The following is a 24,559-nucleotide window of genomic DNA, read 5'->3' as shown; positions in this document are numbered from 1 at the left end:
CTCCACGGATGGCTACAAATGCGAGTGATCGGTCAATCGACAACCAGTCGGTCACGATCACGGTCGACAATGTCGGCGGGATCGATCATGCCGACGTCTCGGTCTCCCCTGGCGTAACCGTGTTTCGCGGCCGGAATGCAACGAACCGGACGTCGTTCCTCTCGGCGGTCGCCAGCTCGCTCGGGGGATCGAGTGGTTCTCTCAAGAGCGATGCCGAGGAAGGGTCGGTCGAGTTGCAGGTTGGTGAGCAGCGTCACACGCGGGAATTTCAAAGAACAAGCAACTCTGTTCGCGTCGGTGGCGAGCCGTACGTCGACGAGACGTCGCTGATCGACACCTTCGTTTCTCTGCTCGAAGACAATCCGGCCCGACAGGCCGTCGAGCGGGGTGACGATCTCAGGGAAATCATTATGCGGCCGGTCGACACCGACGAGATCGAGCGGCGAATCGAATCCCTCCGGGCCGAGACCGAACAGCTTGAGGACCAAATCGAACGAGTCCGAGAGCGCAAAGATCGGCTACCAGTACTCAAAGATCGCAGTCGTTCCCTGGAGGAGGAGATCGCATCCCTTGACGAGACGATCGAGTCCCTCCGTGAGGAGATCGCCGCTTACGAGGCCGACCAATCGACGGCGGCCGAGGCCGATGCCCTCGTCGAGGAACTCGAGCAAACCCGTGGGGAGCACAACCGCGTGGAGAACGAGATCGAGGTGGTCGAGGCCGAAATAGACTCTCTGGAGGACGAACTCGCCGACCTCGAGGACGGGCGTGACACTGAGTACACGGACGAGGACCTCGAATCGGTCAAAGATGACCTGGCCGCTGCCCGCGAACGTCGTCGACAACTCGAAGAAACTATAAACTCCTTGATTACTATTGTGGAGTTCAACCGGGACCTTCTGGCGGGCTCTCTGGAACTGCCCGGTATCGAGCCGGCCGATGCCGGGCCGGTGACAGAGATCGCCCCAGACGAACAGCAGGACCTCATTTGCTGGACCTGTGGGAGCCAGGTATCCCGCGGCGACGTCGACGAGCGACTGGACGCTCTCGGAGAAGTCATCGACGAGAAACGCACCGAACGTGCCGAGATCGAGAGTCACGTGGCAGACCTAGAGGATCGTCGTGCGGAAATTGAGGAGGAACTAGCGGAACGCGAACGCGTCGATCGGGAACGCCGAACCGTCGACCAACACCTCTCGGAGAAACGCGACCGTCTCTCGACATTACGAGCCCGGGAGTCCGAGCTCGCAGAGCGCATCGTCGATCTGGAGTCCGAAGTGGCCGAGACCCAGCAGTTGCGCGACGACGATCTACTCGAGATGTACGAGCAGGTCAGCGATCACCAGTACGAACGGGGACAACTCGAGCAACGACTGGGGGACGTCCGCGAGGAGATCGACGAGATCGAGTCACTGCCTGGCGTTGAGGACCTCACCGCCGAACGCGAGGGTCTACGCGAGCAGATCGCCCAAGAGCGTGCACGGATCGACCAGTTGGAACGCCGTGCCGTCGAGACGTTCAACCGCCAGATGGATGACCTACTCGACGTTCTCGCCTACGAGAACCTCGCGCGCATTTGGATCGAGCGGCGGACCGCAGATACGAGCCCCGACGCCGACACCACGTTCGCACTCCACGTCGTCCGTGAGGGCGAGGACGGGACCAGTTACGAAGAGACTGTCGACAACCTCAGCGAGAGCGAACGCGAATTGATCGGTCTCGTGTTCGCTCTGGCGGGATACTTGAGTCACGAAGTCTACGAGGAGGTACCGTTCTTGTTGCTTGACTCTCTGGAAGCGATCGACGCCGAACGGATCGCCAGCCTCATCGATCACTTTGCCGAGCACGTCGAAGTCCTGTTCGTTGCGTTACTCCCTGAAGATGCCCAGGCAGTGGACGACCGTCACCAACGGATCGACGCCGATGTTCTCCACTGATCTCGCTCGAGCCGGCGAGATTACAAACATACGGTTGTAAAGAGGGTGCTGTGTTCGTCGGCTGTGAACCACCGAACGATCGCCGCGATCTCCTGCACGCCCGGGCGTTCACCAGAGGTGAACGCTACACTCTCGACGTTGTCTTCCGGTTGCGGTTATCCACGGTTGAATGCAGTCGACCGCCACCTGTGTCGGAACCGCTGGGGAATCGGTCAGTACGATAGTTCGTCCGCGGGGTCTGGTTGTGATGAGCGGCAACTGATCGTGTCGGTCTCAGACAGGGCGTTTTGGCGTGTTGAACGCCCATGTGGGTGATTTCTCCGATATGTCGGAGTCATCGTGGACTGAACGCGTTCACTATGGGTGAACGAATTATTGCGACCACGCTGTAGCTCACCACTCATCTGACGTTATTGCTCCGTAGTCCCCCGTTTTTCTGGCCAGGCGTCTCTCTCGGTGGGCATGACCCGTTCACTGATAGGGAACGTTTGAACAATAGTGGGGAATATCGGCATCGGATAGGATGGATCGGCCCGGCCTCCACTCTGGAGATCTTATTGTCGCATCTGTGGCTCGTCTCCTATCATATGGCTGTGGAGACGTTTTCGTCGGGGAAATTATATGGAGGCCCGTGCAACTTCATAGCTATAAGGGAAACCATGGCAGACCCGCATGACCCGGACACGTCGGGGCCGGACCGAACTCGGTTGCTCAGCCGCGCCGTGCCGAACTTCGTTCGGCGGCGCTTCACGTTGAAGTTCGCGCTCATTCTGGGGGTCATGGGTCTGACCGTCGCTGTCATCGGGGCGACGGCGACGGGAGCCGTCGTCGATCAGGTGGAAGGGAACGTCGAACAGCAGTACCAGAACCTGGCGTCCCAGCAGGCCAATTCGATCGAGACGTGGATCGAGCGGAACTCGATCTCGGTCAAACTCGCCTCGAAAAACCGGGCCTTCAGTGCGAACGAACCAGGCTCTCGCTTCGGGATCCGCCAGGAACTGGCTACTACTGCTGGCAACGTCTACGGTGCTCACGCGATTTATCTGGTGAATGGGAGCGGCACCGACCATCGGGTCGTCGCGAGTCCACAGCTCACCTTCGCCAGGAACCTCTCCGAAACGTCCCGTGCCTGGATTCAGTCCAGTCCGATTGACTCGCTGAACGTGATGGATGTCCACATCACGGATGTCCACCGGGTGAGTGGCACCCCGGTCGTGGCGTTCGTCAGTCCGGTCACCGGTCATCCAAACCGGTACCTCGTCATGGAGTACTCCGTCGAGAATCTCGCGGCGTCCCTGGACACCGACAGCGAAGCCCGCTTCACCCAGGTCGTCAACGACGAGGGGATCGTCCAGGTCGCCCGGGACGACGAAGAGATACTCGGTCAGTACGGTGATGACGACGCGATGCGGCCGGTCCGTCTCGCACCTGGGCTACTCGAGTCCGATCAGCGTGCGGGCGTAATTCCCGAGATGGCACCACAGGACGCCGTCCTCTCGGAGCCGTACGCCGTCGGGTACGCCCCGATCCGCGTCTCGAACGTCCCGCTGAACTGGACGGTCCTCATCCACGAGCCGCGTTCGAACGTCTTCGGGTTCGTGTGGGCCATCTCACGCTGGGGGAGACTCGCCACCCTCGCGGGCGTCCTGCTTGTGGTCGCACTCGGCGCGGTCATCGGGTATAACACCACTCGCGACATCAACCGACTCCGCGAGTGGGCCCGTCAGATGCGTGAGGGCGATCTAGAGACGACTGTCACTACCACCCGTATCGACGCCATTGGCGAGTTGTACGCCGGCTTCGAGAATATGCGGTCGTCGTTACGCCAGCAGATCACGGAAGCTGAACGGGCGCGCAAGGAGGCCGAAGTGTCGCGGGCGGAAGCCATGGAGATGAACCGCTACCTCGAGGAGAAAGCCGAGGAGTACTCTCGGATCATGCGCCAGTGTGCCGAGGGAGACCTCACCCAGCGGTTGGATCCCGACGGCGAGAACGACGCTATGGATCGGATCGCGACTGACTTCAACGAGATGGTCGCGGAACTGGAGCGGACGACCGACCAGCTGAAACGCTTCGCTGTCCGAGTAGAGGACACAGGTGAAGTACTACAGGCCAGCTCCGACAGCGTCCGTGTCGCCAGCGGCCACGTCGCCGACTCCGTCCAACGCATCGCCGATGACGCCGACGAGCAGAAGGAACAACTTCAGGATGTCTCCCGGGAGATCGACGACCTCGCGGACACCTTCGAGCAGTGGGCCGAGGAGTACGCCGACCAGGAGGTGCAGGAATCGATCGATCGTCTCGGAGAGATCGCTACCCGCGTCGGCGAAGTCGCCGAACTCAGCGAGGAGACCCTCGCTGAGTCCGGCATCGTCGCCGGTGCAGCCGAGGAACAGGCTGCGGAACTCAATGAAGTATCCGAACGAGCCTGCGACCTCACCCGTTACGCGCGACCGCTACATGACGCCCTCGACGAGTTCGACACCGATAGCGACGCTGAACTCTATCTCGACTCAGAACCCGTTTCCGACTGAACCCCACCATTTTGGCCCGGTTTTGCCTCCCCGGCCGTTCTTGCCGACCCGAAGTAAGCGAGATAGTCATCCGGCCGCCGACTTCTCGTGGCGACCTCCGGCCGGTCGGTCAGCGGCTCTCTACTGGGCAGTCACAAGGTACAAATACATTTCTGATAAATTGTGGCAGTGACCGCTCGCCAACGACAGACCACTTACCAACTTCCAGTATCTGGCACGCACCACTCTGTCTCGGTGGCGGTCGGCCGATCTCCCCTTTCGGGTCTGTCTTTGTGGGACGCGTTCGGATCGCCACAGAAAATTATTTATATCGTAATGCCGCACAAACGTTTATGGCGAATGTGACCCTCGACGAAGTGACCAAGATTTTCGAAGATGAGAGCGGGGAAATCGTCGCGGTCGACGACGTGAACATCGACATCAGGGACGGCGAGTTCTTGGTACTGGTCGGTCCGTCAGGGTGTGGCAAGTCGACGACGCTCCGGATGGTTGCGGGCCTCGAGACCCCGACCACAGGTACGATCAGCGTCGACGGCGAGCCGATCACGCATCGCTCGCCCCAGGAACGAAACGTGGCGATGGTCTTCCAGTCGTATGCGCTGTACCCGCACATGACTACCCGGGAGAACATGTCCTTCGGGCTCGAGGAGGCAACCGAACTCTCCGACGAGGAGATCCATACGCGCGTCGAGGACGCGGCGACGATGCTCGGCATCGACAACCTTCTCGATCGTAAGCCGGACGAACTCTCCGGCGGCCAACAACAGCGCGTCGCGCTCGGTCGGGCGATCGTCCGCGAACCGGACGCGTTCCTGCTGGACGAACCACTGGCGAACCTCGACGCGAAACTCCGCTCGGAGATGCGGACCGAACTCCAGCACCTCCAGGAGAACCTCGACACGACGACGATCTACGTCACACACGACCAGACCGAAGCCATGACGATGTCCGACCGGATCGCCGTTCTCAACGACGGTCAACTCCAGCAGATCGGGACGCCCCTGGAGTGTTATCACCGTCCGAACAACCAGTTCGTGGCTGGATTCATCGGCGAACCGTCGATGAACTTCCTCCCCGTGACGCTCGAAGACGGCCACCTCGTCAGCGAGCACTTCGAGTATCCCCTCGGAGAGGAAACGCTCGCGAATCTGGAAGGGCAGACGGACTTCGTTCTGGGTATCCGACCGGAAGACATCGAGATCGTAGACGCCCCGAGTGGCGAACACGAGTTCCCGGGCGTCGTCGACGTGGTCGAGCCAATGGGGAACGAGAACACTGTCCACGTTGCCTTCGAGGGACAGGACCGGGCTGACGCCGAGCTGACCGCGACGATAAGTGGAATGCGCAACGTCCCGGAGGCGGCGTCCATCGGGGTCGGGCTCCCGGAGAACGCGATCCACATCTTCGACGGCGAGACCGGCGAGTCCCTACACAACCGCGACCTCGGTGACGTCGAAGGCGACCGCCCGCTCCGCGGCGCCGAACCGGCCTGAGTCCGGGACTGCACCTTCGCGTCGATGCCCGTGGTCCCATAGCTCTTTGTGCGGCAGAGTCCCCAATAAAAATCGAACACAATAATTATATATGAGTATGTTGAACACCAAGGTGTATGACATCGGATAACGGTACTGGCGATGGTTCGGTTTCGCGTCGAACAGTGATCGGCACGGCAGCGGGGCTCGCGACGGTCGGTCTCGCAGGCTGTGGGAGCGGCGACACGACTGAGGCGCCGGCCGACACGCCTGGTGATGGGGACACCGGTGGTGGCGATGGTTCTGGTGGGATGACCGAGATGGGGCCGACACCAAACGACACTGCACTTGAAGTGTTGCACGCATGGACCGGCGGGGACGGCGCGGCGGCCATCGAAGAGTTGACGTCGATGTTCAAGGAGGAGTATCCGGATATGGCGACGAACTTCCGCCCCATCGGCGGGACGGGGAACGTCAACCTCGACTCTGTCGTCGCACGGCGGCTTGCCAACCGAAACCCGCCGGCCGCCTGGCAAGCCTGGCCCGGACAGAACATCACTCAGTACGGTGGCTTGCTGGCGAACATCACCGACGTCTGGGAAGAGAACGGCTACGTCGATTCGATGAACTCCATGGCCGCCGAGCAGTGTAAGCTCAACGGTGAATTTCGGTCGATGCCGATCGGCTCTCACCGGATGAACAACCTGTTCTTCAACGTTCACGTCTTCGAGGAGGCCGGCGTCGATCCGTCTTCGGTCGACAGCCCGACCGCGCTGCTCGATGCATTACAGACGATCGGTGAGGAAACCGACGCGGACCCGATGACTCATGCGATGTCGAGTACGTGGCCGACCCTGCAACTCGTCTTCCAGAACTTCCTCGGCATGGAGGGCGGCTACGACGCCTATATGAACTTCATCGAGGGCGACGTCGATCAGGAACATCTCACGCAGGCCCTCGAGCTCACGGCGGAGATGCTGAAGAACCATATCAATGCGGACGCCTCGACGATCAGCTTCACCGAGGGCAACCAGCAGATGATGGAGGGTAACGCGGGCTGTATTCAGCAGGGCAACTGGGCCTACGGCATGTACCGCGCCGAGGACAGCGGTGTCGAGTACCAGACCGACTGGGACTGGATGGCCTACCCCGGCACGGAGGACATGTACCAGCTCCACATCGACGCGTTCACGTTCGCGCGTGACACTGAGACGCCCGTCAAACAGCAGACCTGGGCGAAGTTCGTCGGTACGAAAGACGCCCAAGTCGCGTTCGGTAATCTGAAAGGCTGCATCCCGCTCCGGACTGACATCGACACGAGTCGGCTGACGGACTTCCTCGCGTTGAACTCCGAACACTTGGCCAACAAAGAGAAGTTCCCGCCGGCGATCGCCCACGGGCTCGCGCTGCCGCCCGAACGGATGGACGCGGCGATGACTGCAATCGGGAACAACTTCATGGGCCCATTCGATGTCGAAGCGACCGCGTCCGCGCTCACTGACGCGGTTTCACAGTAACGCTGTCGCGCCGTATTTCCGAACATTTCAATCATGTCACGCACACAGGATGCGGTAGCGGACACTGGTTCCACAGCCGCAGGCTACGGATGGCAACAGCGGTTACGCCAGTTCTGGAAGAGTGACTTCCTACGATCCTCGCCGTTTTGGGCGCTCCCGCTATTACTTATGGGGCTCGCCGTCTACGGTGGGATCATCTGGAACTTCTTGATCTCGCTCACGGAGTACGAGGGGTTCCTGCAGCCACCGGATTACAGCCAGCTCGACTTCAGTATGTACGTCCAGGCCCTGGGAGATCCGGCTGTGTTCTCGACCGGCAAGAACACGTTCGTCCTCTTGGTGGCCTTCACGACGATATCACTGGTACTGGGACTGTTCTTGGCTATTCTCCTCGACCGGGATATCCGTCAGAAGGGGAAGGTCCAGACGATCTACCTGCTGCCGATGGCGCTGTCGTTCGTCGTGACAGCCCAGTTCTGGCTGTGGATGTACAACTACGAGAACGGACTTATCAACACGATCGTCGGGCTGTTTGGCCTCGGGCCGTACAACTGGATCGGCAATCCACAGCTGGTCCTCGGGTCGGTGCTCTTCGCGTTGATCTGGCAATTCAGCGGGTACTGTATGGTCGTGTTCATCGCCGGCCTGCAGTCGATTCCCAACGACCAGTTCGAGGCAGCCAAGGTCGACGGCGCGAGTACCATCAAAACGTATTGGCGGGTTATCATTCCGCAGCTGAAATCTGCGTCGGTGAGCGCGGCGGTCGTGTTGATGATCTTCGCGCTGAAGATATTCACCTTCCTCTATGCGATGTTCGGGACGTATCGCCCGCCCAAGGGGACTGACGTTCTCGCCACGCTGATGGTGCGAGAGGCGTTCAATCTCCAGAACTGGGCGTACTCTGCCGCGATCGCGACCATCCTCCTCGCGATGGCACTGGTCGTGGTTGCGCCGTACCTCTACTACCAGTACAAAGCGAGGGCACTCTAACGATGAGTCAAGCAACCGACTCGAAACGAAACGGTGTCGCGCGCATACTGCCGGACATGAGCTACAGCCGACTCGGGATTTACTTCCTGGTCCTGTTCTTTACGGCCTTCTTCCTCTCGCCAATCTGGACAGGGCTGGTCACGTCGCTGAAATCCAGCGGCGCGGCGACGACGCCGTTCCTGCCACCCACGCCGGCGAACTTTACCCTTGAGAACTGGGGGCGGGCGTTCGACCTGCTCAGCCGCGGGTTCATCAACAGTTTCGCGATGGCGATCCCCTCGACGATACTCGACGTCCTGCTGGGAAGCATGGCTGCCTACGGCCTGACGCTGGTCGACTGGCGCCGCCAGATGCCCGTCGTGTTGCTGTTCGTCTTCGGGATCTTCCTCCCGTATCAGGCAATTTTGGTCCCGCTGAGTGACTTCTGGACCAACATCCTGCCGCTCACGAACGGCGTGATCATCGAGGGCATCACGATCCTCCCGCCGAGCGATCGGTGGGGGACTCTGGCAGAACTGACGCTCACCCACGTTGCCTACGGGATCCCGATCTGTTTCCTGTTGTTCCGGTCGTACTACAAGGGGATCTCGAAGGAACTCGTCGAAGCGGCGAAAGTCGACGGGGCGAGCATCACGAAGATCTACACTCGCATCGTCCTGCCGCTCTCGAAGCCGATGATTGGCGTCGTGCTGATCTACCAGTTCACCCAGATCTGGAACGAGTTCCTGTTCTCGCTGACTCTGATTGGCAGTTCCTCGGACGAGGCTGCGACGATCACGCTCATCCTGTCGGGCCTCGGTGCCGACCTGAGCGGGGTCAACTTCCCGCTGCGGATGGCTGGCGCCTTCCTCGCCGCGCTGCCGACGCTGTTCATCTATGTCCTCTTCGCCGAGGAATTCGCGGAAGGGCAGGCGACATAACGGCTTTTCTTCTTTTTTGACGCACGTTTTCGGGACGATCGGAGTCCGATTCGTGAAGGCGCTACTCTCTCGGACGCCGTCGGCCGAACACCAGTGTTTTGAGACGCCTGTTCCAATTCCTCCGCTATGAGCGAAGCGCCAACCCGACTCAAAGCTGTCATCTGGACGGTTAGTCTTGGGATTCTGACGTCCTTTACGCTTGGATCGACGATCACCGTCGCTACGCCCGAGAACGAGGCGCTGGTGACGGGCATCGCCCTCATCGTCTCCTCGTTGATCCTCTATCCGCTCATCGTCCGAAACTGGAGCCGCTGGTCACGCGAGCAACCGCTGGTCAGGATCGTCGTTTACTTCTCGCCGCTGTTTTTCGGGGCCGTCGTCTTGGACACGTTTGTCTCACTTCTCGTCGGCTGGCAGGGCTTGCTCACGACTACGCTTGATACTGTCGCCGCCTCTCTCGCCTTCGCCGTCGCACTGTGGCTGTCCTTCTATGGCGGAGCCGACCTCGTCAGGGAATATGTAGTCAGAAAGTTGGATGTTGAGTGGTGATCCAATAGCCCACGAAACGTGACGGGCGTCTCGGATTGGTAATTTTATTTACTATTGGTGGGAAAGTGAATTTTATTGTCATTTGTCTGTCGGCCATTCCGATATTTGCGAGGTGACGACCAACCGATCGGGCGTTCCTGACAACAGTTTCCGTGTTCGTGAGTATTGGATGATTGAGGGCATTTGCCGTCGATTTTCCCCGGATGCTGTTCGTCAAGGTGATCTGTACTGTACTCGTCTGCGAAGCCGTGACCTGGGTCGTAGCGCTACCGATCGACGCCTGAATCCCGTAACTCAATCCTCAGTAACGGCAGCTGGGGAACACCGACTGGTCGGTGGTTTCTGGGTCACCAGTCTATGGTGTGCTGAGCGGTGAAGTACTATCGAAGTAGCTATCGTATCAATATAGTTCTATACTTTATATCGGTATGTTTTTACAGATCGTGTTGTGTGCTATTGCCTTAGGTCGCGGACTCCTCTGCCAGGAACTCACGTATCTTTCCGAGGGGCCAGGTGTTGAGCGTGTCTTCAACTTCGGCCCAGCCGCGCCTGGCGGTGTGGACGCCAAACCGGGTGAAGTCGTAGCTCGACGGGTGGTGAGCATCGGTATCGACGACGATCGTCGCGCCCGCGTCGACAGCCTGTTTGACTTCGTTTCCCCCGAGATCGAGACGTTGGGGGTTGGCGTTGATCTCTAGGGCGGTGTCGTGGTCGGCGGCGGCCGCGGCCACTTTCGGAACGTCGAGATCCAGTCCGGGGCGCCGGTTCAGGTACCGGCCTGTCGGATGGCCGATAATGTCCACGTGTGGGTGTTCGGCGGCGGCGATCAGGCGGTCGGTCCCGTCTCCATCGAGGCCTGCATGTGGCGAGGCGACCACGAGGTCAAGCGCAGCGAGGAGGTCGTCCCCGACCGAGATCGATCCATCGACGTCGATGTTCGCTTCGACGCCCGCCAGCACGGTGATGTCGTCCTCCCGTTCGTCGACGGCGCGAACTTCTTCCAGTTGCGCGCCCAATTCGTCGTCGTCGAGGCCGACGCCGCCGACCATCCCCGGGCCGGTCGCGTGGTCGGTGATGGCGACGTACTCGTAGCCCCGTTCGGCCGCAGCTTCGACCATTCCCTCGATCGTTTCGTTCCCGTCGGACCACTCAGTGTGGACGTGCAGGTCGCCGCGGACGTCCGTCGTCTCCACGAGAGTCGGCAGTTCGCCCGCGACTGCTGCTGCGACCTCACCGCGGTCCTCTCGTAGCTCCGGCGGGATCGGCGGCAATCCGAGTGCGTCGTACATCGACTCTTCAGTCTCTCCAGCCACACGCTCGCCCGCTCGCTGGTCGTCCTCTTCGACACCGTTCACGTCGAAGACGCCGTACTCGTTCATCTTCAGTCCGCGCTCGATCGCCCGGTTGCGCAGCGTGACGTTGTGGCTCTTGCTGCCGGTGAAGTACTGCAGGGCTGCGCCGAACTCCGCCGGATCGACAACCCGGAGATCGATCCGGACGCCACGGGATCGGATGCTGGCCTTCTGCTCGCCGGCCTCGATGATCCGATCGACCCCTCCCCAGTCGGTGAACGTTTCGACGACAGTCGCGGGGTCGTCGCTGCCGACCAGCACGTCGACGTCGCCGATGGTCGCGTTCCAGCGCCTGAGCGACCCGGCAAGCGCACATCGCTCGACGGCGTCGGAGACGTTCAGGTACGTCACAACCTGCTCGCCACGGGGACGGGCGTCGCCCAGCAACTGACGCTCGTGTGCCTGTCGGGCGAAGTCGATCCCTGAGAGGATATTCTCCTCGGTCGTCGCACCGAACCCCGAGACATCCTGAATCTCGCCCGCCTGCGCTGCTGCCTCCAGGTCGTCGAGCGTCTCGATCTCGAGTGCCTCATACAGCGTGCCGACGGTCTTCGGGCCGACGCCCTCGACGCTCGTCAGCGCGTCCATTTCGACGGGCAACTGCTCGCGTAACGCCTCGAGTTCCGCTATCTCGCCGGTTTCGACGTACTCGACGATCTTCGACGCGATGGCCTCGCCCACGCGATCGATTCCCTGGACGGCTTGGACCCCTTCATCGGCAAGGTCGGCGACGTCCTCGGGATATTCGGCGACGTTCTCGGCGGCCCGCCGGTAGGCCCGGGGCTTGTACTCGACGTCTTTGGCCTCCAGTAGGTCGGCGAACTCCTCGAGACGCTCGGCGACCTCGGCGTTGCTCGTCATGGCCCACCCCGTGCGCGTCGATCACCTGCATCCCCGTCCTGGCCGAGTGCCTTCCGGAGGAACCGCATCCAGCGTCGACGGTCTGCGGCCGTCGCGGCGTCCCGTTCGGCCCCGACATCGGCGGGTTCGAGAGTCTCCAGGGCGTGAAGCGCCCGGTCGATCCCGACGATCGACTCGGCCAGCGTCTCACCCTCGTCGTAGGACAACGACGCCGATTCGAGCCGTTCGACTCGGCGATTTCGCTCTCGTCTGAGCTTCGTCTTGACGGACTCGACGCGGTCGCGCTCCTCGGCCGGAACGGTTTCTCGCCGCCTGGTCTCGAAGACGATCGTGCGTAGATCGAGTGACTCCCCGTCGATCTCGATAGCGTCTGGGATCTCGGCCCCCACCGTCGCGCCCTCGCGCTCGATCCGTTCGAGGAGTTGTTTGCGTTCGTACTCGTGCACGTCTTCCCGTCGGAGGCCGACGGACAAAAATACCCGCGTCGGATCCCCTCGAGCGCGTTCCGGCAAGCCCTGTGTTCTGGATCTCCAAGACGGTGATTGGCCGTTTGTCATCGGTGCTCGCTGGGAGACGACCATTTGAGCGGAGCAACCATCCTGTGATCTACTCGCTGTCGGTACATTTCCGTCCGTATTTGACGACCTGGACAACCCAGCCTTCGATGTCCGTGAGCGTGTGTTCACCGTCACTTTTCAGTGTGGTCCGGTCTGGTCGTCGGGTTAGGTGGCAGTCGTCAAACCTCTTTACTCCTGTTGGTTGTCCAAATGGGAGAGAGCGACTGCGCGACGTAGCAACGAATACTCTTCTGGTATATACACTCAGGTGGATTAAAACTAGTCCTCTAGTTGAAACAACACATCGGTCGCTACGTTCAGTATTGTCGCCCTGCGCACTCGCTCATCTGAATATTTGCCTTTAAAGATGTCTTCGTGCTTTTCACGCCGGTTCCCCTCGAACTGTAGTCTACGAGTCAAAGCGGCAACCGGGGACACTTTTAGGAATTTTCATGTGTGTTTGGAGCTATAAAGGTTAGTCGTGTCTCAAGATACTAATCCTGTTTCGCGACGTACCTTGCTGAAGACGATGGGATCGGCAGGGGTTTTCGTCGGTCTGGCTGGTTGTTCGTCATCGAACAAAGCGGAAACGACCGAACCACCCGAAACTGACATGCCGACTGACACGCCGACCGACACGCCGACCGAGACGCCGACTGAAACCGAATCGGCGACTGGGACGGTCTCGATCATCCACGACACCCACTTGCAGGGTCGCTACGGTGAACTCGACAATGCCGAGAACATTGCCAACTACATCGGGCTGATGGATCAACTCAACGAGGAGTATCCTAATGCCCTACGCCTGGGGGTCGGTGACGATCTGGCGTCGTCTGTCCTGTCGTCCGTCTTCGATGGCAAACACATTGTCGACGCTCTCAACGCCGGGTCACTCGACTACGATGGATTCGGAAACCATGACTTCGACATGGGTCCGGACACGTTCCGAGAACAAGTCGCAAACAGCGACTTCCCGTGGCTCAGCGCCAACACGATCGACGGTGAGACGGGCGAGGTATTCGCCAAGGAAGAAGGCGCAAAGAAATATGTTCTCACTGAGGTCGACGGCATCACGGTCGGCTTGACCGGCATCCTCACCGAAGAGACGCCCAACGTTGCGACTGTCGGCAACGCCGAGGTGCTCGAACCAGCCCCCGCGTTACAGGAAGTCGTTCCGCAGATGCGCGAGGAAGGGGCCGATGTCGTTGTCGTTCTCTCACACGTCGCCAGTCCGGTTGTCGAGGAAGAGGTCGCCCCGAAGGTCGACGGTGTTGACGCCTACGTCGGCGATCACGCGGCACTTGCCTACGAGACGCCGAAAGTCGTCAACGGCAGTCTCGTCTCGATCATCGGAGACGAGTTCAAATATCTCGCCGAGCTTCACCTCGAAGTCGAGGACGGCGAAGTCGTCTCCCACGAGTTTACCCGTCACTCGTTGGCTGAAGAGGTCGAGCGCGGCCTCGAACCCAATCCAGAAGTGGCGGATCTTATGCGGTCCTACCGGGACCGACTCGAGGAGGAAGTTGGAGCAGAGATCGGACGTACCGAAACGACTCTTGATGCGCGTGAAAAAGTCGTCCGCCGCGAGGAGTCCAACCTCGGGAACTACGTTGCCGAGAAGATGCGCAATCACCTCGATGCCGATGTCGATGTTGCGCTCATGAACGGCGGCGGTATCCGGACGGACTCCCAATACGAGCCCGGAACGCTTACCCAGCGTGACATCGTCAACATCTTCCCGTTCGGCAACCGGCTGACTGTCTTGGAAGTCACTGGAGAAACGCTGCTCGCGACCCTCGAAAACGGGGTTAGCGAGGTCGAACGTCTCTCCGGTCGATTCCCGCAGGTTGCTGGCATGGAGTACACGTACGATATGAACAACGAGGTCGGCGATCGCATCACCGAGGTGACTGTCAACGGGGAAGCGATCGATCCCGACGCGACCTATTCTCTCGCTACGAACAACTTCGTTTCGGGAGGCGGCGACGGCTACGAAATGTTGGCCGACGTGCCACGGATTCTCAAGCCGGTCAACGGCCCGCTGCTTTCCAGTCTGCTCATCCGACGTATCGAAGCAGAAACCCCGATCGCACCCGAGCGTGACGGCCGCATCACGATCAACAACGCTACCTGGGAAACTATCGTCTCGAAGAAAGTTCCCCTTCTGGCCTGATCGCTCTCGGAGTGATCGGACACTCAGGATTATTCATAGTCGACCCCCGAGTTTCGAAATCGCCGAGAAGGCCCGTTTACGGACCTCTTCCTCGTCGGTCTCGTCTAAGAGTGTATCGAGTGTCTCTCGGGCGCGATCGCCGCCGACTTTGCCCAGCGTGAAGATCGCCTGCGTCCGGGCATTCGTGGGCTGATCCGTGTCCGTGACGACATCGAGCAGTCGCTCCTCGACGCGGTCGTCCTCAAGCTGGGCGAGGCTTGTCGCCGCGAACTGGGCGGTCATCTGATCGTCGTCGGCGAGTGTTTCGACGAGTGCATCGACCACCCGCTCGTCGGCGTCAGTAACGACCCGTCCCAGCAACCACGCCGTATTGCGCCGCTGGGCGGCCTGTGTCCCTTCCTCGATGATCTCGACCAGCGGCACGACGACACTCTCGTCGTCGGTCTCGCTCAACCGATCGACGATCGTCTCTCTGATTTCGTGGCTCTTTTCGGTCGGGACGTTCGCGAGCAATTCGATGAGCGAGTACACCGCTGTCCGACGGACGATCGCCGATTCGTCCGAGAGGGCCGCCACTAGCGCATCGACCGGCGAGGCGTTCTCGAAGTTGCCGAACGCGCCGACGGCGATCCGCCGGACGCGCTCGGAGGGGTCGTCGTACATGTCCAGCAACGCCCCCAGAGCTTGCCGATTGCCGATTTGCCCCAGTGCTTCGGCGGCCTCCCGGCGCACCACGACTGTCGGATCAGTGAGCAACTCTTCTAGTGCGCTCACAGCGCGCGGATCCCCGATCGATCCACAGGCCCGTGCTGCCCGCGCCCGGACGCGGGGATCGTCGTCCTCGAAGCGAGCCACCAGCGGCTCGATCGCGTCGTTGTCGCCGAACTGGCCGAGTCCGTTGGCGGCGGCCATCCGGAGTTCCGGCACGTCGGCCTCCAGAGCGTTGATGAACGCCTTTGCGCGCACCCACTCGGCACTCTCAGCGTCGAAATCAGCCCCGGCCATATCCTCGATCAGTGCCTCGATCGCGTCCCCGCCGAGGTCGTCCAGCGAGTCGACGGCTGCCGCGGTCACCGCACCGGTGTCGTCCTCTCGGGCAGCCCGGACGAGCGCACTGACGATGTCTCGGCGATCCTGGTGGTCGTCGAACTCTCCCAGGATCGACGCTGCACGCTGTCGGACGTCGTCGTTGTCGCTCTCACGGAGTAATCTGATAAGTTCCTGAACGTCGCCCTCTCGCTCTAATTGGAAGAGTGACATATCATGTCCGCTCGTAGATCCGGTGTTGTTTGTCGGCCGCCTCGAAGGCCGAGCGCGCGCCAGCCGGAATGGTTTCGGTCATTCCGATCATGAGGTACCCGCCCGATCGAAGCGAGCCGCGGATAGTCTCGAAGATCGGGTTCTTGTAGGCGGCATCAATGTAGATGAGGAAGTTCCGACACAGCAGGAGATCGAACCCGCTCTTTGGGTCGCCGCCGATGAGATCGTGCTGTTTGAAGGAGACCATCTCGCGGATGTCGTCCCGGACGGTGAAGGTGTCGCCCTCGCGGTCGATGTATCGGTCGCTGTCTGCCAGCGGTTCCAGCTCCGCCTCGATGTCGCTTGTCTGGGAGGCTTCGTAGACCCCGTTGCGTGCCGTTTCCAGGATATCAGGGTTGATGTCCGTCGCCAGGATGTCCAGCCGGTCGGCCCGGATGTCCGGGTCGTCCCGGGCGAGCATCGCCAGGGAGTACGGTTCGCGACCGTCGGCACAGGGCGCACTCCAGGCCTGGACCTCGCGGTTTTCGGCGGTCAACCTCTTGAGGATCGGCCGTAGTCCCTCCCAGGCATCGGGGTTACGGAAGAACCCGGTGACGTTGATCGAAAGCGAATCCAGCAGCGCTTCCTGCTCATCGGGGTCGCTTTCGAGCAGCCGCTTGTAAGTGCGGTAGTTCTCGTTGTCAGTGCGACGCATCCGGGCGGTGATCCGCCGGTCCATGTAGGCGTCGTTGTAGAAGTCGGATTCGAACGATAGCTCCGACTCGAGGTACTCGAGCAGGGACTCAAATCCCCGCTGGGATCCTGACCGGCGACTCATCGATAGGTCACGTTACCCAGTAGTGAGGGCTCGGTAGTATTGATTGCAACGGTTGTCAACGGTCTCACGCGTACAAAAGGGATAGCCGTCACAACCGACGGTGTGTGCAGGCCCGCTACAGCGTCACGACGTCCAGGATGTGGACGATGTTTCCGTCGCCGAGGACGGCTGTCCCCGAGAGTCCAGGCGTTCCCGAGAGGATGCCTTCGAGGGGCTTGACGACGACTTCTTCCTGGCTGTTGACCTCGTCGCAGTGGAGAGCGACCTTCCGTTCGGACTCGCGGACGCGGACGAGCATGCCGTCGCCGTTTGCGGTCTCCCCGGGGACGTCGAAGCCTTCCGCAAGGTCGATGATCGGGTAGATCTCGTCGTTGTGCTTGATGACCTCGTTACCGTTGATCGTTCGGGCCTCCGTGGCTGCGGTGATTTCGTCGACGTTCTTGATCGGGATTCCGTATTGCTCCTTGCCGACCTGGACGAAAAGCACCTTCACGATGGCCATGGTCACCGGCAGGCGCAGAGAGACAGTCGTCCCTTCGCCCTGGGTCGACTCGACGTTGACTGACCCGTCCAGTTGCGTGACCGTCTCGTGGACGACGTCCATTCCGACGCCACGACCGCTGGTGTCGGTTACTTCTTCGGCCGTCGAGAAGCCCGGGTGGAACACGAGGTCATAGATCGCCGAGTCGTCCATCCGCTCGAGTTCGTCTGCCGAGCGGACTCCGCTTTCGAGGGCTTGCTCGCGGATCCCTTCGACATCTAACCCCGCGCCGTCGTCCTCGACAGTGATGACGACGTGATCGCGTTCCCGGGAGGCCCGCAATTCGATATGCCCTTCGCGTGGCTTGCCCTTCTGTTCGCGCTCTTCGGGAGATTCGATCCCGTGATCGACGGCATTCCGGAGGATGTGCATCAGGGGATCGGAGATTTCGGTGAGGATCGTCCGGTCGAGTTCGATGTCCTCACCCTCGATAGTGAACTCGATCTCCTTACCGAGATCCCGCGAGAGGTCCCGAACCAGCCGGGGGAACTTTCCGACGACTTTCCGCAGCGGGATCAACCGCATGTCCATGACGGTGTTCTGGAGGCTGGCGGTGATCTTATCGAGTTCGTTCAACGTCTCGTTGGCCGAGTCCAGACTCTCGTCTTCGACCGCTCGTCGAAGCTTGATCCGACTGGTGACTAGCTGCTCGACCAGCCCGTGGAGCGTATCGAGTTGTCCGACATCGACCCGGACTGACTTGATCTCGTCGACCGAGGAGTCGGTGCTGCTCGCCGACGACGATGGCGTAGAGCCCCCGTCGTCGGTCGATCCAGTGTCCGACGCCGCGACTGCTTGGGTCGCGTCGGTCACCGTCGCCGCCTCGATGGGACCCATCCCGTCGAGTGTCGACTGGACGCTCTCTCCGTCGTCGTCAGCGACGAACGCCGAGAACGTCTCCTCGAAGTCACCGTCCTCGATGGCCTCCCGGTCGGGATCGGTCGCAAGCACGTCGAGTTCTTCGATCAGCGATTCGACGGCGAGCATCGCATCGACACCCTGCATGTTCCCGTCGCCGACGTCGACGCTGACGTGGTAGACCGATCTTTCGTCTGGTTTCGGGACGTCCACGCGTTCGAGGACGGACTCGACGTCGACCGTGTCGCCGTCGGCGGCTGCGGTACTGTCCTCACCGGACGCCGATCCGTCTTCGGATCGGTCACGACCAGCCTCGTGGTCGGAACCGGCCGCGTCGGCACCTTCCTCGATGACCGTCCGGATGTCTTCGACCATCGCTGCGGTCTCGACCGTCGATTCGCCCTCGGCTTCGATCTCGCCGACGATGGCTTCGATATCGTCCACACCGGCGAAGACGAGGTCCATGATCTCGGGGGTGACATCCATCTCCCCCTGGCGCATCTCGTCCAGCAGGTCTTCGATCGCGTGGGCTAGGTTACTCGCTTCCTCGAAGCCCATCGCGCCGAAGTTGCCCTTCAGCGTGTGAGCCGTCCGGAAGATCGAGTCCATCGCTTGCTGGTCGTCCGGGTCCGATTCGAGTTCGAGCAACGAGTTGTTCAGCTCCGTGATCGCCTCCTCGCTCTCACGGATGAACGCGTCGAGATATTGGTCCTCCATGTTGGTTAGTGTCCCTCCGGTTTGATCGCATCCAGGATCGCGCTCGCAATTTCGTCCAGCGAACGGACCGTATCCACCTTGCCGGTCTCGATCGCCCGCTTGGGCATGCCAAAGACCGCCGAGGACGACTCGTCCTGGACGAGCGTCCGTCCCCCGGCTTGCTTGATCGCGCGGATTCCCTCGGCCCCGTCCTCGCCCATCCCGGTCAAGATGACGCCGACGAGTGGATCCGTGATCACCTCGGCCGCACTTTCCATGGTCACGTCGACCGCCGGCCGAACGCTGTTGACTGGCGGCTCTTCGGTCAGCGAGACCCGCAGTCGACCGCTACGGTAATTTGCGACGACCATGTGGTGACCGCCGGCCGCCACCAGCGCCTCGCCGCCCCCGATCCGGTCGCCATCCGTCGCTTCCCTGACGCTGTACTCGCTGCGGCCGTCCAGACGGTCGGCGAATCGTTCGGTGAACTCATCAGGCATGTGCTGGACGATGAGGATCCGCAGGTCGGCATCGACGGGCAACTCCGAGAGGACTCGCTCGACGACGGTCGGGCCGCCAGTCGAGGACCCGATCACCAGCGTCGGGTTCTCGACGTATTGTTCGGCGCCCGGTCGTGAGAGCGCCTCGCCCCCCTTGGTGGTCGAGGAACCAGTGGTTTCAGTCGACCGCGCCGTGGGATCGACCTCGGCGACCGAGTGTACCATCTCGACGAGTTGGTCTTTCAGCCGGGACATCTCCATCGACACCTCGCCGCCGGGTTTCGTGAAGAAGTCCACGGCGCCTTTCTCCAGGGCCTCGAAGGTGACGTCGGCGTTCTCGTCAGTGTGGGCCGAAAGCATCAGGATGGGCGTCGGCGACGTCGCCATGATCTGCTCGACGGCCTCGATGCCGTTCATCTCCGGCATCTCGACGTCCATCGTCACGACGTCGGGGTCGTGTTCGTCGACTAGCTCGACCGCTTCCCGACCGTGTTTCGCCGTGGCGACGACCTCGATCCCACCGTCCTCCAGAATGTCGGAGATCACACTCCGCATGAAGTGGCTGTCGTCGGCGACGACGGCTCGTGTCGATGTCCGTGCTGACATGTTATCTGTTGCTTTGCTTTCGGTCCTGGGGGTTAAATGTGGTCACACGCGCGCCGGCTACCGACTGACCGCGCCTGATCACGTTCTTTGCACTCTCTCCGAACGTTGCCCAACGGGCCAGATAAAGACTCCGCCGTCGTAATCAACCTTGATAACCCGATGGACACACTTATGGTGATTTTGACGGAAGTGAGAGATACCGTTGCCCGGTGGCACGACCCGTTCGCTGGGTCCAACACGGGTCGCCGCCGGGAGGGAGTCACAGATGTCAGATTCAACCGGACAAGTCCTGGAGTTCGAACTCGGCGAGGAGACGTACTGCGTGAGTATCGACTATGTGACCGAGATCGTCGACGTCGGGGAGCTGACGGCCGTCCCGAGCTCGCCCCGCCACGTCGAGGGCGTCATGGACTTACGCGGGCGGACGACTGCCATCGTCGACCCGAAGGTCGTCTTCGACATCGACGACTCCGGCGAGGAACGGCGGATCGTCGTCTTCGATCCCGATATCGTCCAAGATCAGGAGGCCGCCGGCTGGCTGGTCGACGAGGTTCGCCAGGTTCGGCAGGTCGACCCGGAGAACGTCGATGCCTCTCCGGCAGGGATGGGCGCCAGTTCCATCAAAGGTATCGTCAAACGTGAAGAGGGGTTCGTCATCTGGGTCGATCCAGCGGCCGTCCACGCCGAGTGATGGTCCACGCCCGGAGGACGACATCTCCTGTCGGTCTATTGGATCGATGCGGAAGGCTTTTTCACCGATGCCGTCCCATCCTACCGTAACCCGCGGCGAGGGCATCCATTATGATCGAACTCACCAAAACTGGTATCGAAGGACTCGACTCGATTCTCAACGGCGGGATCGTCAGCAACTCGACAACGCTCGTCATCGGGACACCCGGTGCCGGCAAGAGCATTCTGGGGTTGCAATTTATCTACAACGGCGTCGAACAGTTCGACGAACGAGGCATCTTCCTGTCCTTCGAGGAGAATGCAGCGGACCTCCGTGCCGCCGCCGAGTCGATCGGCTTCGACCGCTGGGCAGAGTTCGAAGAAGCGAAGGACATCAAGGTCTACGACAAACAACGGCTGTTACAGCAGAACGATTTCTCTGAGACGCTCGACGTGCTTCTCGAGGATATCGACCAGGGGGAGTACGATCGCCTTGTCTTGGACTCGCTGGCGATGTTCGAACTGTTCTTCGAAGACGAGAGCGAGCAACGTACCTACCTGTTAAAGTTCACTGACATCCTCAAGCAGAACGGGCTGACCAGCCTCTTGACAAACGAACAGGCGGCTGTGTTCCCCGACACGGACATCGGCCTTGAGAACTTCCTCACGGATGGAAACATTTACTTGATACAGACGCCGACCGAGTCGGGAGTCAACCGGTACGTCTGGGTGGCGAAAATGCGAAAGCAGAACATCGAGACGGATATCTATCCGATGGAGATTACCCAGGGGGGTATCGAGGTTCACGACAGCGCCAGCGCCTTCTCGATGATGAACGACTCGACATCTCCGATCTGATAGCCATCCGAAGGCCATTCTTACCGTTGAAAATCGCATATATCGAACGCTCACCGTCTGTATTCGGGGCTTACTGCCCAACCCCTCTCACCAATTTCGCGTGGCTTTCATCGTCGATACTTTTACTTCGACGCGCTATAGTATCTGATAACAATGGCATCGGTCGATTTACTCCGGACACTCGGGAACAAGTACAGCGCCGAGATCCTGGACGCGACCGACGAACCGAAATCGGCACAGGAACTGAGTGACCAACTCGACATCCCGATCGCGACGTGTTATCGACGGATCGACGAACTTACCGACCACGATCTGCTCGAACTTCACGATAACGTCCTCTCGGACGACCGACGGCGTATCAAGGTCTACCGGCGCAACGTCGATGCCATCGAGGTCGACTTCGACGAGTCACTGCTGATCGATGTCCAGGAGCGGTCGGAGGTCACGAACCGACTCGATGAAGCCTGGCGCACTCTCTCAGAATCCTGATCGCGCACACACGAGACAGCGTCTATCTGCGCCCCCGATTATCAGCCGAGATATTTTCGAGGAATGATTTAAGATGTCTCCTCGGGAATCTTTGGACAGTGCCAGTGATCGAACTCCTCTATGCGATTTTGACCCTCGTCTTCGTCGTCGCGGGGTTGACAATGGTCGGCATGGCGATGCGGGCGTACGTCCAGACGTCTCGCCGCGCGATGCTTCACCTGTCCGTCGGCTTTGCCCTCGCGGTAGCGGGTGCCGCGGCGACGATGATCAGCGCGTTCATTACCGGCTTCGACGGGACCCGCGGGCTGTTGCTCGTCAACAGCGGGTTGACGACCTTCGGGTACCTCTTTGTGATGTACAGTCTGGTGACCTACCAGGCTTGATGGGCCTCGTCCCGGTCACACCCTCGGGGCACCCCGTCGCGGATCCGGAGCTCCATCCAGTATTTTCGAATGTGGTAGCCATTTCTCGCCTACTGAACCTGCTGTTTTCAACCGTGATAATTTTGGAGCCATTCTTAAGTAGGTGTACGAGAACCTCTCAAGTAGAGTCTGGGAACCGATACCCAGGCGGAGAATACCATGTTCGAACGCAAAAGCGACAAACCGAACGAACGAGCCCAGGTCGGGATCGGGACACTCATCGTGTTCATCGCGATGGTGCTGGTCGCGGCGATCGCGGCGGGCGTGCTGATCAACACGGCCGGGTTCCTCCAGAGTAGTGCCGAACAGAGCGGTGAACAGGCAGCCGAGCAGGTCACCAATCGACTAGTGGAAGTGAATACAGTCGGAACTGTCAATGACAGTAGTGGCACGTCGAATATCGCCACTATTGAGATGACGACGAAGCTTGCTCCAGGATCTGCAGACGTCAACCTGGAAGATACGACGATGCAATGGGTCTCGCCGGACGAAAGCGCCCAGCTGGTGGCCACGGGTTCAGACAATCCGGGTGGTCTTGACACCTTCAGTTGGACACCAGTGCAGGACAACGACGGATCCATTTCGAACGATTCGACGCTAAACGATCCTGTGGATCGTGCTGAGATTAGCATCGATCTTGCAGGCAGTAGTAACCTGACTTCACTCGAAGGCGGCGCGTCAGCCGAACTCCAAGTGAACACTCGATCCGGTGGCCAGACGACGGTGACGTTGGTCGTGCCAGACTCGCTATCGAACAAGAATACGGTCCAGCTGTAAGCGGCCTTCCCTCTCTTCTTTCTCCGTCAGTTTTAGGCGACAGCGATAGCCCTACCGACGGAATTATACTCCCTCGCCATAGATTCTCTCTCATGGTTACGGGAGACGACGAAGAGGACGACGGACGTGTCCTAGCTCCCGAGGAGTTGGACATCTCTGACGACGAGCACGTCGCCGAGATCGAGGACGGCCGCTACGTCGTCTCCCCGAACGATCCGATCAGCGACGTGGATGGGATCGACACTGTCGACTCGAGCTCGCCGTCGCCAAGCGAGACAGAAAGCGAGCCGTCGACGGAACCGGAGTCCACTCCGGAACCATCGACATCGGACGATCCTGATACCGCGCCACAGCAGGCGAGCGATCCGGGACCGACGCGTCCAGCGGAATTGACAGAGGCAGACGTCGAGGCGTGGCTCCGGGAGTCTTTCCGGAAAGCCGACTCCCGGTACGGGTTTCACGTGACGGCGACGTTCGACGGCCGAGTCTCCCAGCGCCGGATGATGTCCAACGACGTGGTGACTATTTTCGAGAGCCTGATCCTGTGGTACGCCCAGCATATCGACAGCGAAACGCCTGTCGAGGAGATTCTCGGTATCCTGCTGACCGAATCAAATGTTCCGATCAGCTACCCGACTGAACGACTCTCGAGTCTCGTCAAGGCACACGGTCTCGGCCCCGAGGACTCGATCGCGGACCTGCTGGAACGCGTCGACGACGACGGCTTCGAACTCTGATTGGGTCGTTGACGGGTCGTCTTAATATCCACCGAGAACGCTATCAAACGCGATAATCTCACGGAAGCATTTATTGGGTAAATTCGCCAACCCCACAGGTAGAAGACATGCCAGAAGTATTGATCGCGGACGACTCGGAATTCATGCGCAACCTGCTTCGTGAGATCTTAGAAGAGGACCACCAGATCGTCGACGAGGTCGAGAACGGTGTTGAAGCCGTCGAGGCCTACAAGGACAACGAACCGGACCTCGTCATGATGGACATCGTCATGCCCATCAGGGACGGTATCGAGGCCACCGACGAGATCAAGTCCTCGAACCCCGACGCCAACGTCATCATGTGCACTAGCGTCGGACAGGAGGAAAAGATGAAAGAAGCCGTCAAGGCCGGGGCTGACGGGTACATCACCAAGCCGTTCCAGAAGCCAAGCGTGATGGAGGCCATCGAGGACGTCGTCCCATCGTGA

Annotated in this window: 21 protein-coding genes; 15 read left to right on the top strand and 6 right to left on the bottom strand. The window is 60.4% G+C overall.

Going from position 1 to position 24,559, the window contains the following annotated elements:
* Window positions 1-8: 8 nt before the first annotated feature.
* From BN2694_RS05350 to BN2694_RS05320, 7 genes are all read left to right on the top strand, one after another.
* Window positions 9-1,937, top strand: coding sequence for an archaea-specific SMC-related protein (locus BN2694_RS05350; protein ID WP_135663332.1), 1,929 nt, complete (start codon window positions 9-11; stop codon window positions 1,935-1,937).
* A gap of 659 nt (window positions 1,938-2,596) precedes the next feature.
* Window positions 2,597-4,471, top strand: coding sequence for a methyl-accepting chemotaxis protein (locus BN2694_RS05345; RefSeq protein WP_167879965.1), 1,875 nt, complete (start codon window positions 2,597-2,599; stop codon window positions 4,469-4,471).
* A gap of 332 nt (window positions 4,472-4,803) precedes the next feature.
* Window positions 4,804-5,964, top strand: a complete 1,161-nt coding sequence (locus BN2694_RS05340; RefSeq protein WP_135663328.1) for an ABC transporter ATP-binding protein — start codon at window positions 4,804-4,806, stop codon at window positions 5,962-5,964.
* A 116-nt stretch (window positions 5,965-6,080) separates the two neighbouring features.
* Window positions 6,081-7,460, top strand: coding sequence for an ABC transporter substrate-binding protein (locus BN2694_RS05335; protein WP_135663326.1), 1,380 nt, complete (start codon window positions 6,081-6,083; stop codon window positions 7,458-7,460).
* Window positions 7,461-7,493: 33 nt separating this feature from the next.
* Window positions 7,494-8,450 carry a carbohydrate ABC transporter permease gene (locus BN2694_RS05330; protein WP_135663324.1) on the top strand — a complete coding sequence of 319 codons (957 nt, stop codon included), beginning with the start codon at window positions 7,494-7,496 and terminating at the stop codon, window positions 8,448-8,450.
* 2 nt (window positions 8,451-8,452) lie between these two features.
* Window positions 8,453-9,370, top strand: a complete 918-nt coding sequence (locus BN2694_RS05325; RefSeq protein WP_135663322.1) for a carbohydrate ABC transporter permease — start codon at window positions 8,453-8,455, stop codon at window positions 9,368-9,370.
* Window positions 9,371-9,496: 126 nt separating this feature from the next.
* Complete coding sequence (locus tag BN2694_RS05320) at window positions 9,497-9,919, top strand: hypothetical protein (protein ID WP_135663320.1); 423 nt, start codon at window positions 9,497-9,499, stop codon at window positions 9,917-9,919.
* Window positions 9,920-10,380: 461 nt separating this feature from the next.
* Here BN2694_RS05320 and polX read toward each other — a convergent pair whose 3' ends face one another.
* Together polX and BN2694_RS05310 are read right to left on the bottom strand one after the other, a co-directional pair.
* On the bottom strand, window positions 10,381-12,132 hold the full coding sequence (gene polX, locus BN2694_RS05315; RefSeq protein WP_135663318.1) for a DNA polymerase/3'-5' exonuclease PolX: 1,752 nt from the start codon (window positions 12,130-12,132) through the stop codon (window positions 10,381-10,383).
* The gene (locus tag BN2694_RS05310) at window positions 12,129-12,578 is read right to left on the bottom strand and encodes a DUF5788 family protein (protein WP_135663316.1); all 450 of its coding nucleotides are present in this window, start codon (window positions 12,576-12,578) and stop codon (window positions 12,129-12,131) included. The genes polX and BN2694_RS05310 overlap by 4 nt, the downstream gene beginning before the upstream one ends.
* Before the next feature lie 640 nt (window positions 12,579-13,218).
* On the opposite strand from BN2694_RS05310, the gene BN2694_RS05305 reads away from it, so the two are divergent.
* The gene (locus BN2694_RS05305) at window positions 13,219-14,862 is read left to right on the top strand and encodes a bifunctional metallophosphatase/5'-nucleotidase (protein WP_135663314.1); all 1,644 of its coding nucleotides are present in this window, start codon (window positions 13,219-13,221) and stop codon (window positions 14,860-14,862) included.
* Between the two features lie 33 nt (window positions 14,863-14,895).
* On the opposite strand, the gene BN2694_RS05300 is transcribed toward BN2694_RS05305, so the two are convergent.
* From BN2694_RS05300 to BN2694_RS05285, 4 genes are all read right to left on the bottom strand, one after another.
* Complete coding sequence (locus BN2694_RS05300; protein WP_135663312.1) at window positions 14,896-16,122, bottom strand: HEAT repeat domain-containing protein; 1,227 nt, start codon at window positions 16,120-16,122, stop codon at window positions 14,896-14,898.
* A 1-nt stretch (window position 16,123) separates the two neighbouring features.
* Entirely contained in the window at window positions 16,124-16,939 is an 816-nt protein-coding gene (locus BN2694_RS05295; RefSeq protein ID WP_135663310.1) for a CheR family methyltransferase, read from the bottom strand.
* A 115-nt stretch (window positions 16,940-17,054) separates the two neighbouring features.
* Window positions 17,055-19,055 carry a chemotaxis protein CheA gene (gene cheA, locus BN2694_RS05290; protein WP_135663308.1) on the bottom strand — a complete coding sequence of 667 codons (2,001 nt, stop codon included), beginning with the start codon at window positions 19,053-19,055 and terminating at the stop codon, window positions 17,055-17,057.
* Between the two features lie 5 nt (window positions 19,056-19,060).
* Window positions 19,061-20,140: a protein-glutamate methylesterase/protein-glutamine glutaminase gene (locus BN2694_RS05285; protein WP_135663306.1), complete on the bottom strand. Its 1,080-nt coding sequence runs from the start codon at window positions 20,138-20,140 to the stop codon at window positions 19,061-19,063.
* Between the two features lie 265 nt (window positions 20,141-20,405).
* Between BN2694_RS05285 and BN2694_RS05280 the strand changes: the two genes are divergently transcribed.
* From BN2694_RS05280 to cheY, 7 genes are all read left to right on the top strand, one after another.
* On the top strand, window positions 20,406-20,831 hold the full coding sequence (locus BN2694_RS05280) for a chemotaxis protein CheW (RefSeq protein WP_135663304.1): 426 nt from the start codon (window positions 20,406-20,408) through the stop codon (window positions 20,829-20,831).
* A 110-nt stretch (window positions 20,832-20,941) separates the two neighbouring features.
* Window positions 20,942-21,667, top strand: a complete 726-nt coding sequence (locus BN2694_RS05275; protein ID WP_135663302.1) for an RAD55 family ATPase — start codon at window positions 20,942-20,944, stop codon at window positions 21,665-21,667.
* Window positions 21,668-21,820: 153 nt separating this feature from the next.
* Window positions 21,821-22,156: a winged helix-turn-helix domain-containing protein gene (locus BN2694_RS05270; protein ID WP_135663301.1), complete on the top strand. Its 336-nt coding sequence runs from the start codon at window positions 21,821-21,823 to the stop codon at window positions 22,154-22,156.
* 104 nt (window positions 22,157-22,260) lie between these two features.
* Window positions 22,261-22,539, top strand: a complete 279-nt coding sequence (locus tag BN2694_RS05265) for a DUF7521 family protein (protein ID WP_135665457.1) — start codon at window positions 22,261-22,263, stop codon at window positions 22,537-22,539.
* A 198-nt stretch (window positions 22,540-22,737) separates the two neighbouring features.
* Entirely contained in the window at window positions 22,738-23,355 is a 618-nt protein-coding gene (locus tag BN2694_RS05260) for an archaellin/type IV pilin N-terminal domain-containing protein (protein ID WP_135663299.1), read from the top strand.
* 92 nt (window positions 23,356-23,447) lie between these two features.
* Window positions 23,448-24,092 carry a DUF7500 family protein gene (locus BN2694_RS05255; RefSeq protein WP_135663297.1) on the top strand — a complete coding sequence of 215 codons (645 nt, stop codon included), beginning with the start codon at window positions 23,448-23,450 and terminating at the stop codon, window positions 24,090-24,092.
* 107 nt (window positions 24,093-24,199) lie between these two features.
* A complete protein-coding gene (cheY, locus tag BN2694_RS05250; RefSeq protein ID WP_135663295.1) occupies window positions 24,200-24,559 on the top strand; it encodes a chemotaxis protein CheY in 360 nt (119 codons plus the stop codon).

The sequence above is a fragment of the Halorhabdus rudnickae genome (genome assembly GCF_900880625.1).
GTDB classification, from domain to species: domain Archaea; phylum Halobacteriota; class Halobacteria; order Halobacteriales; family Haloarculaceae; genus Halorhabdus; species Halorhabdus rudnickae.
Note: the sequence above shows the minus strand (reverse complement) of the source record. Positions and strands in the feature narration are given on the sequence as shown.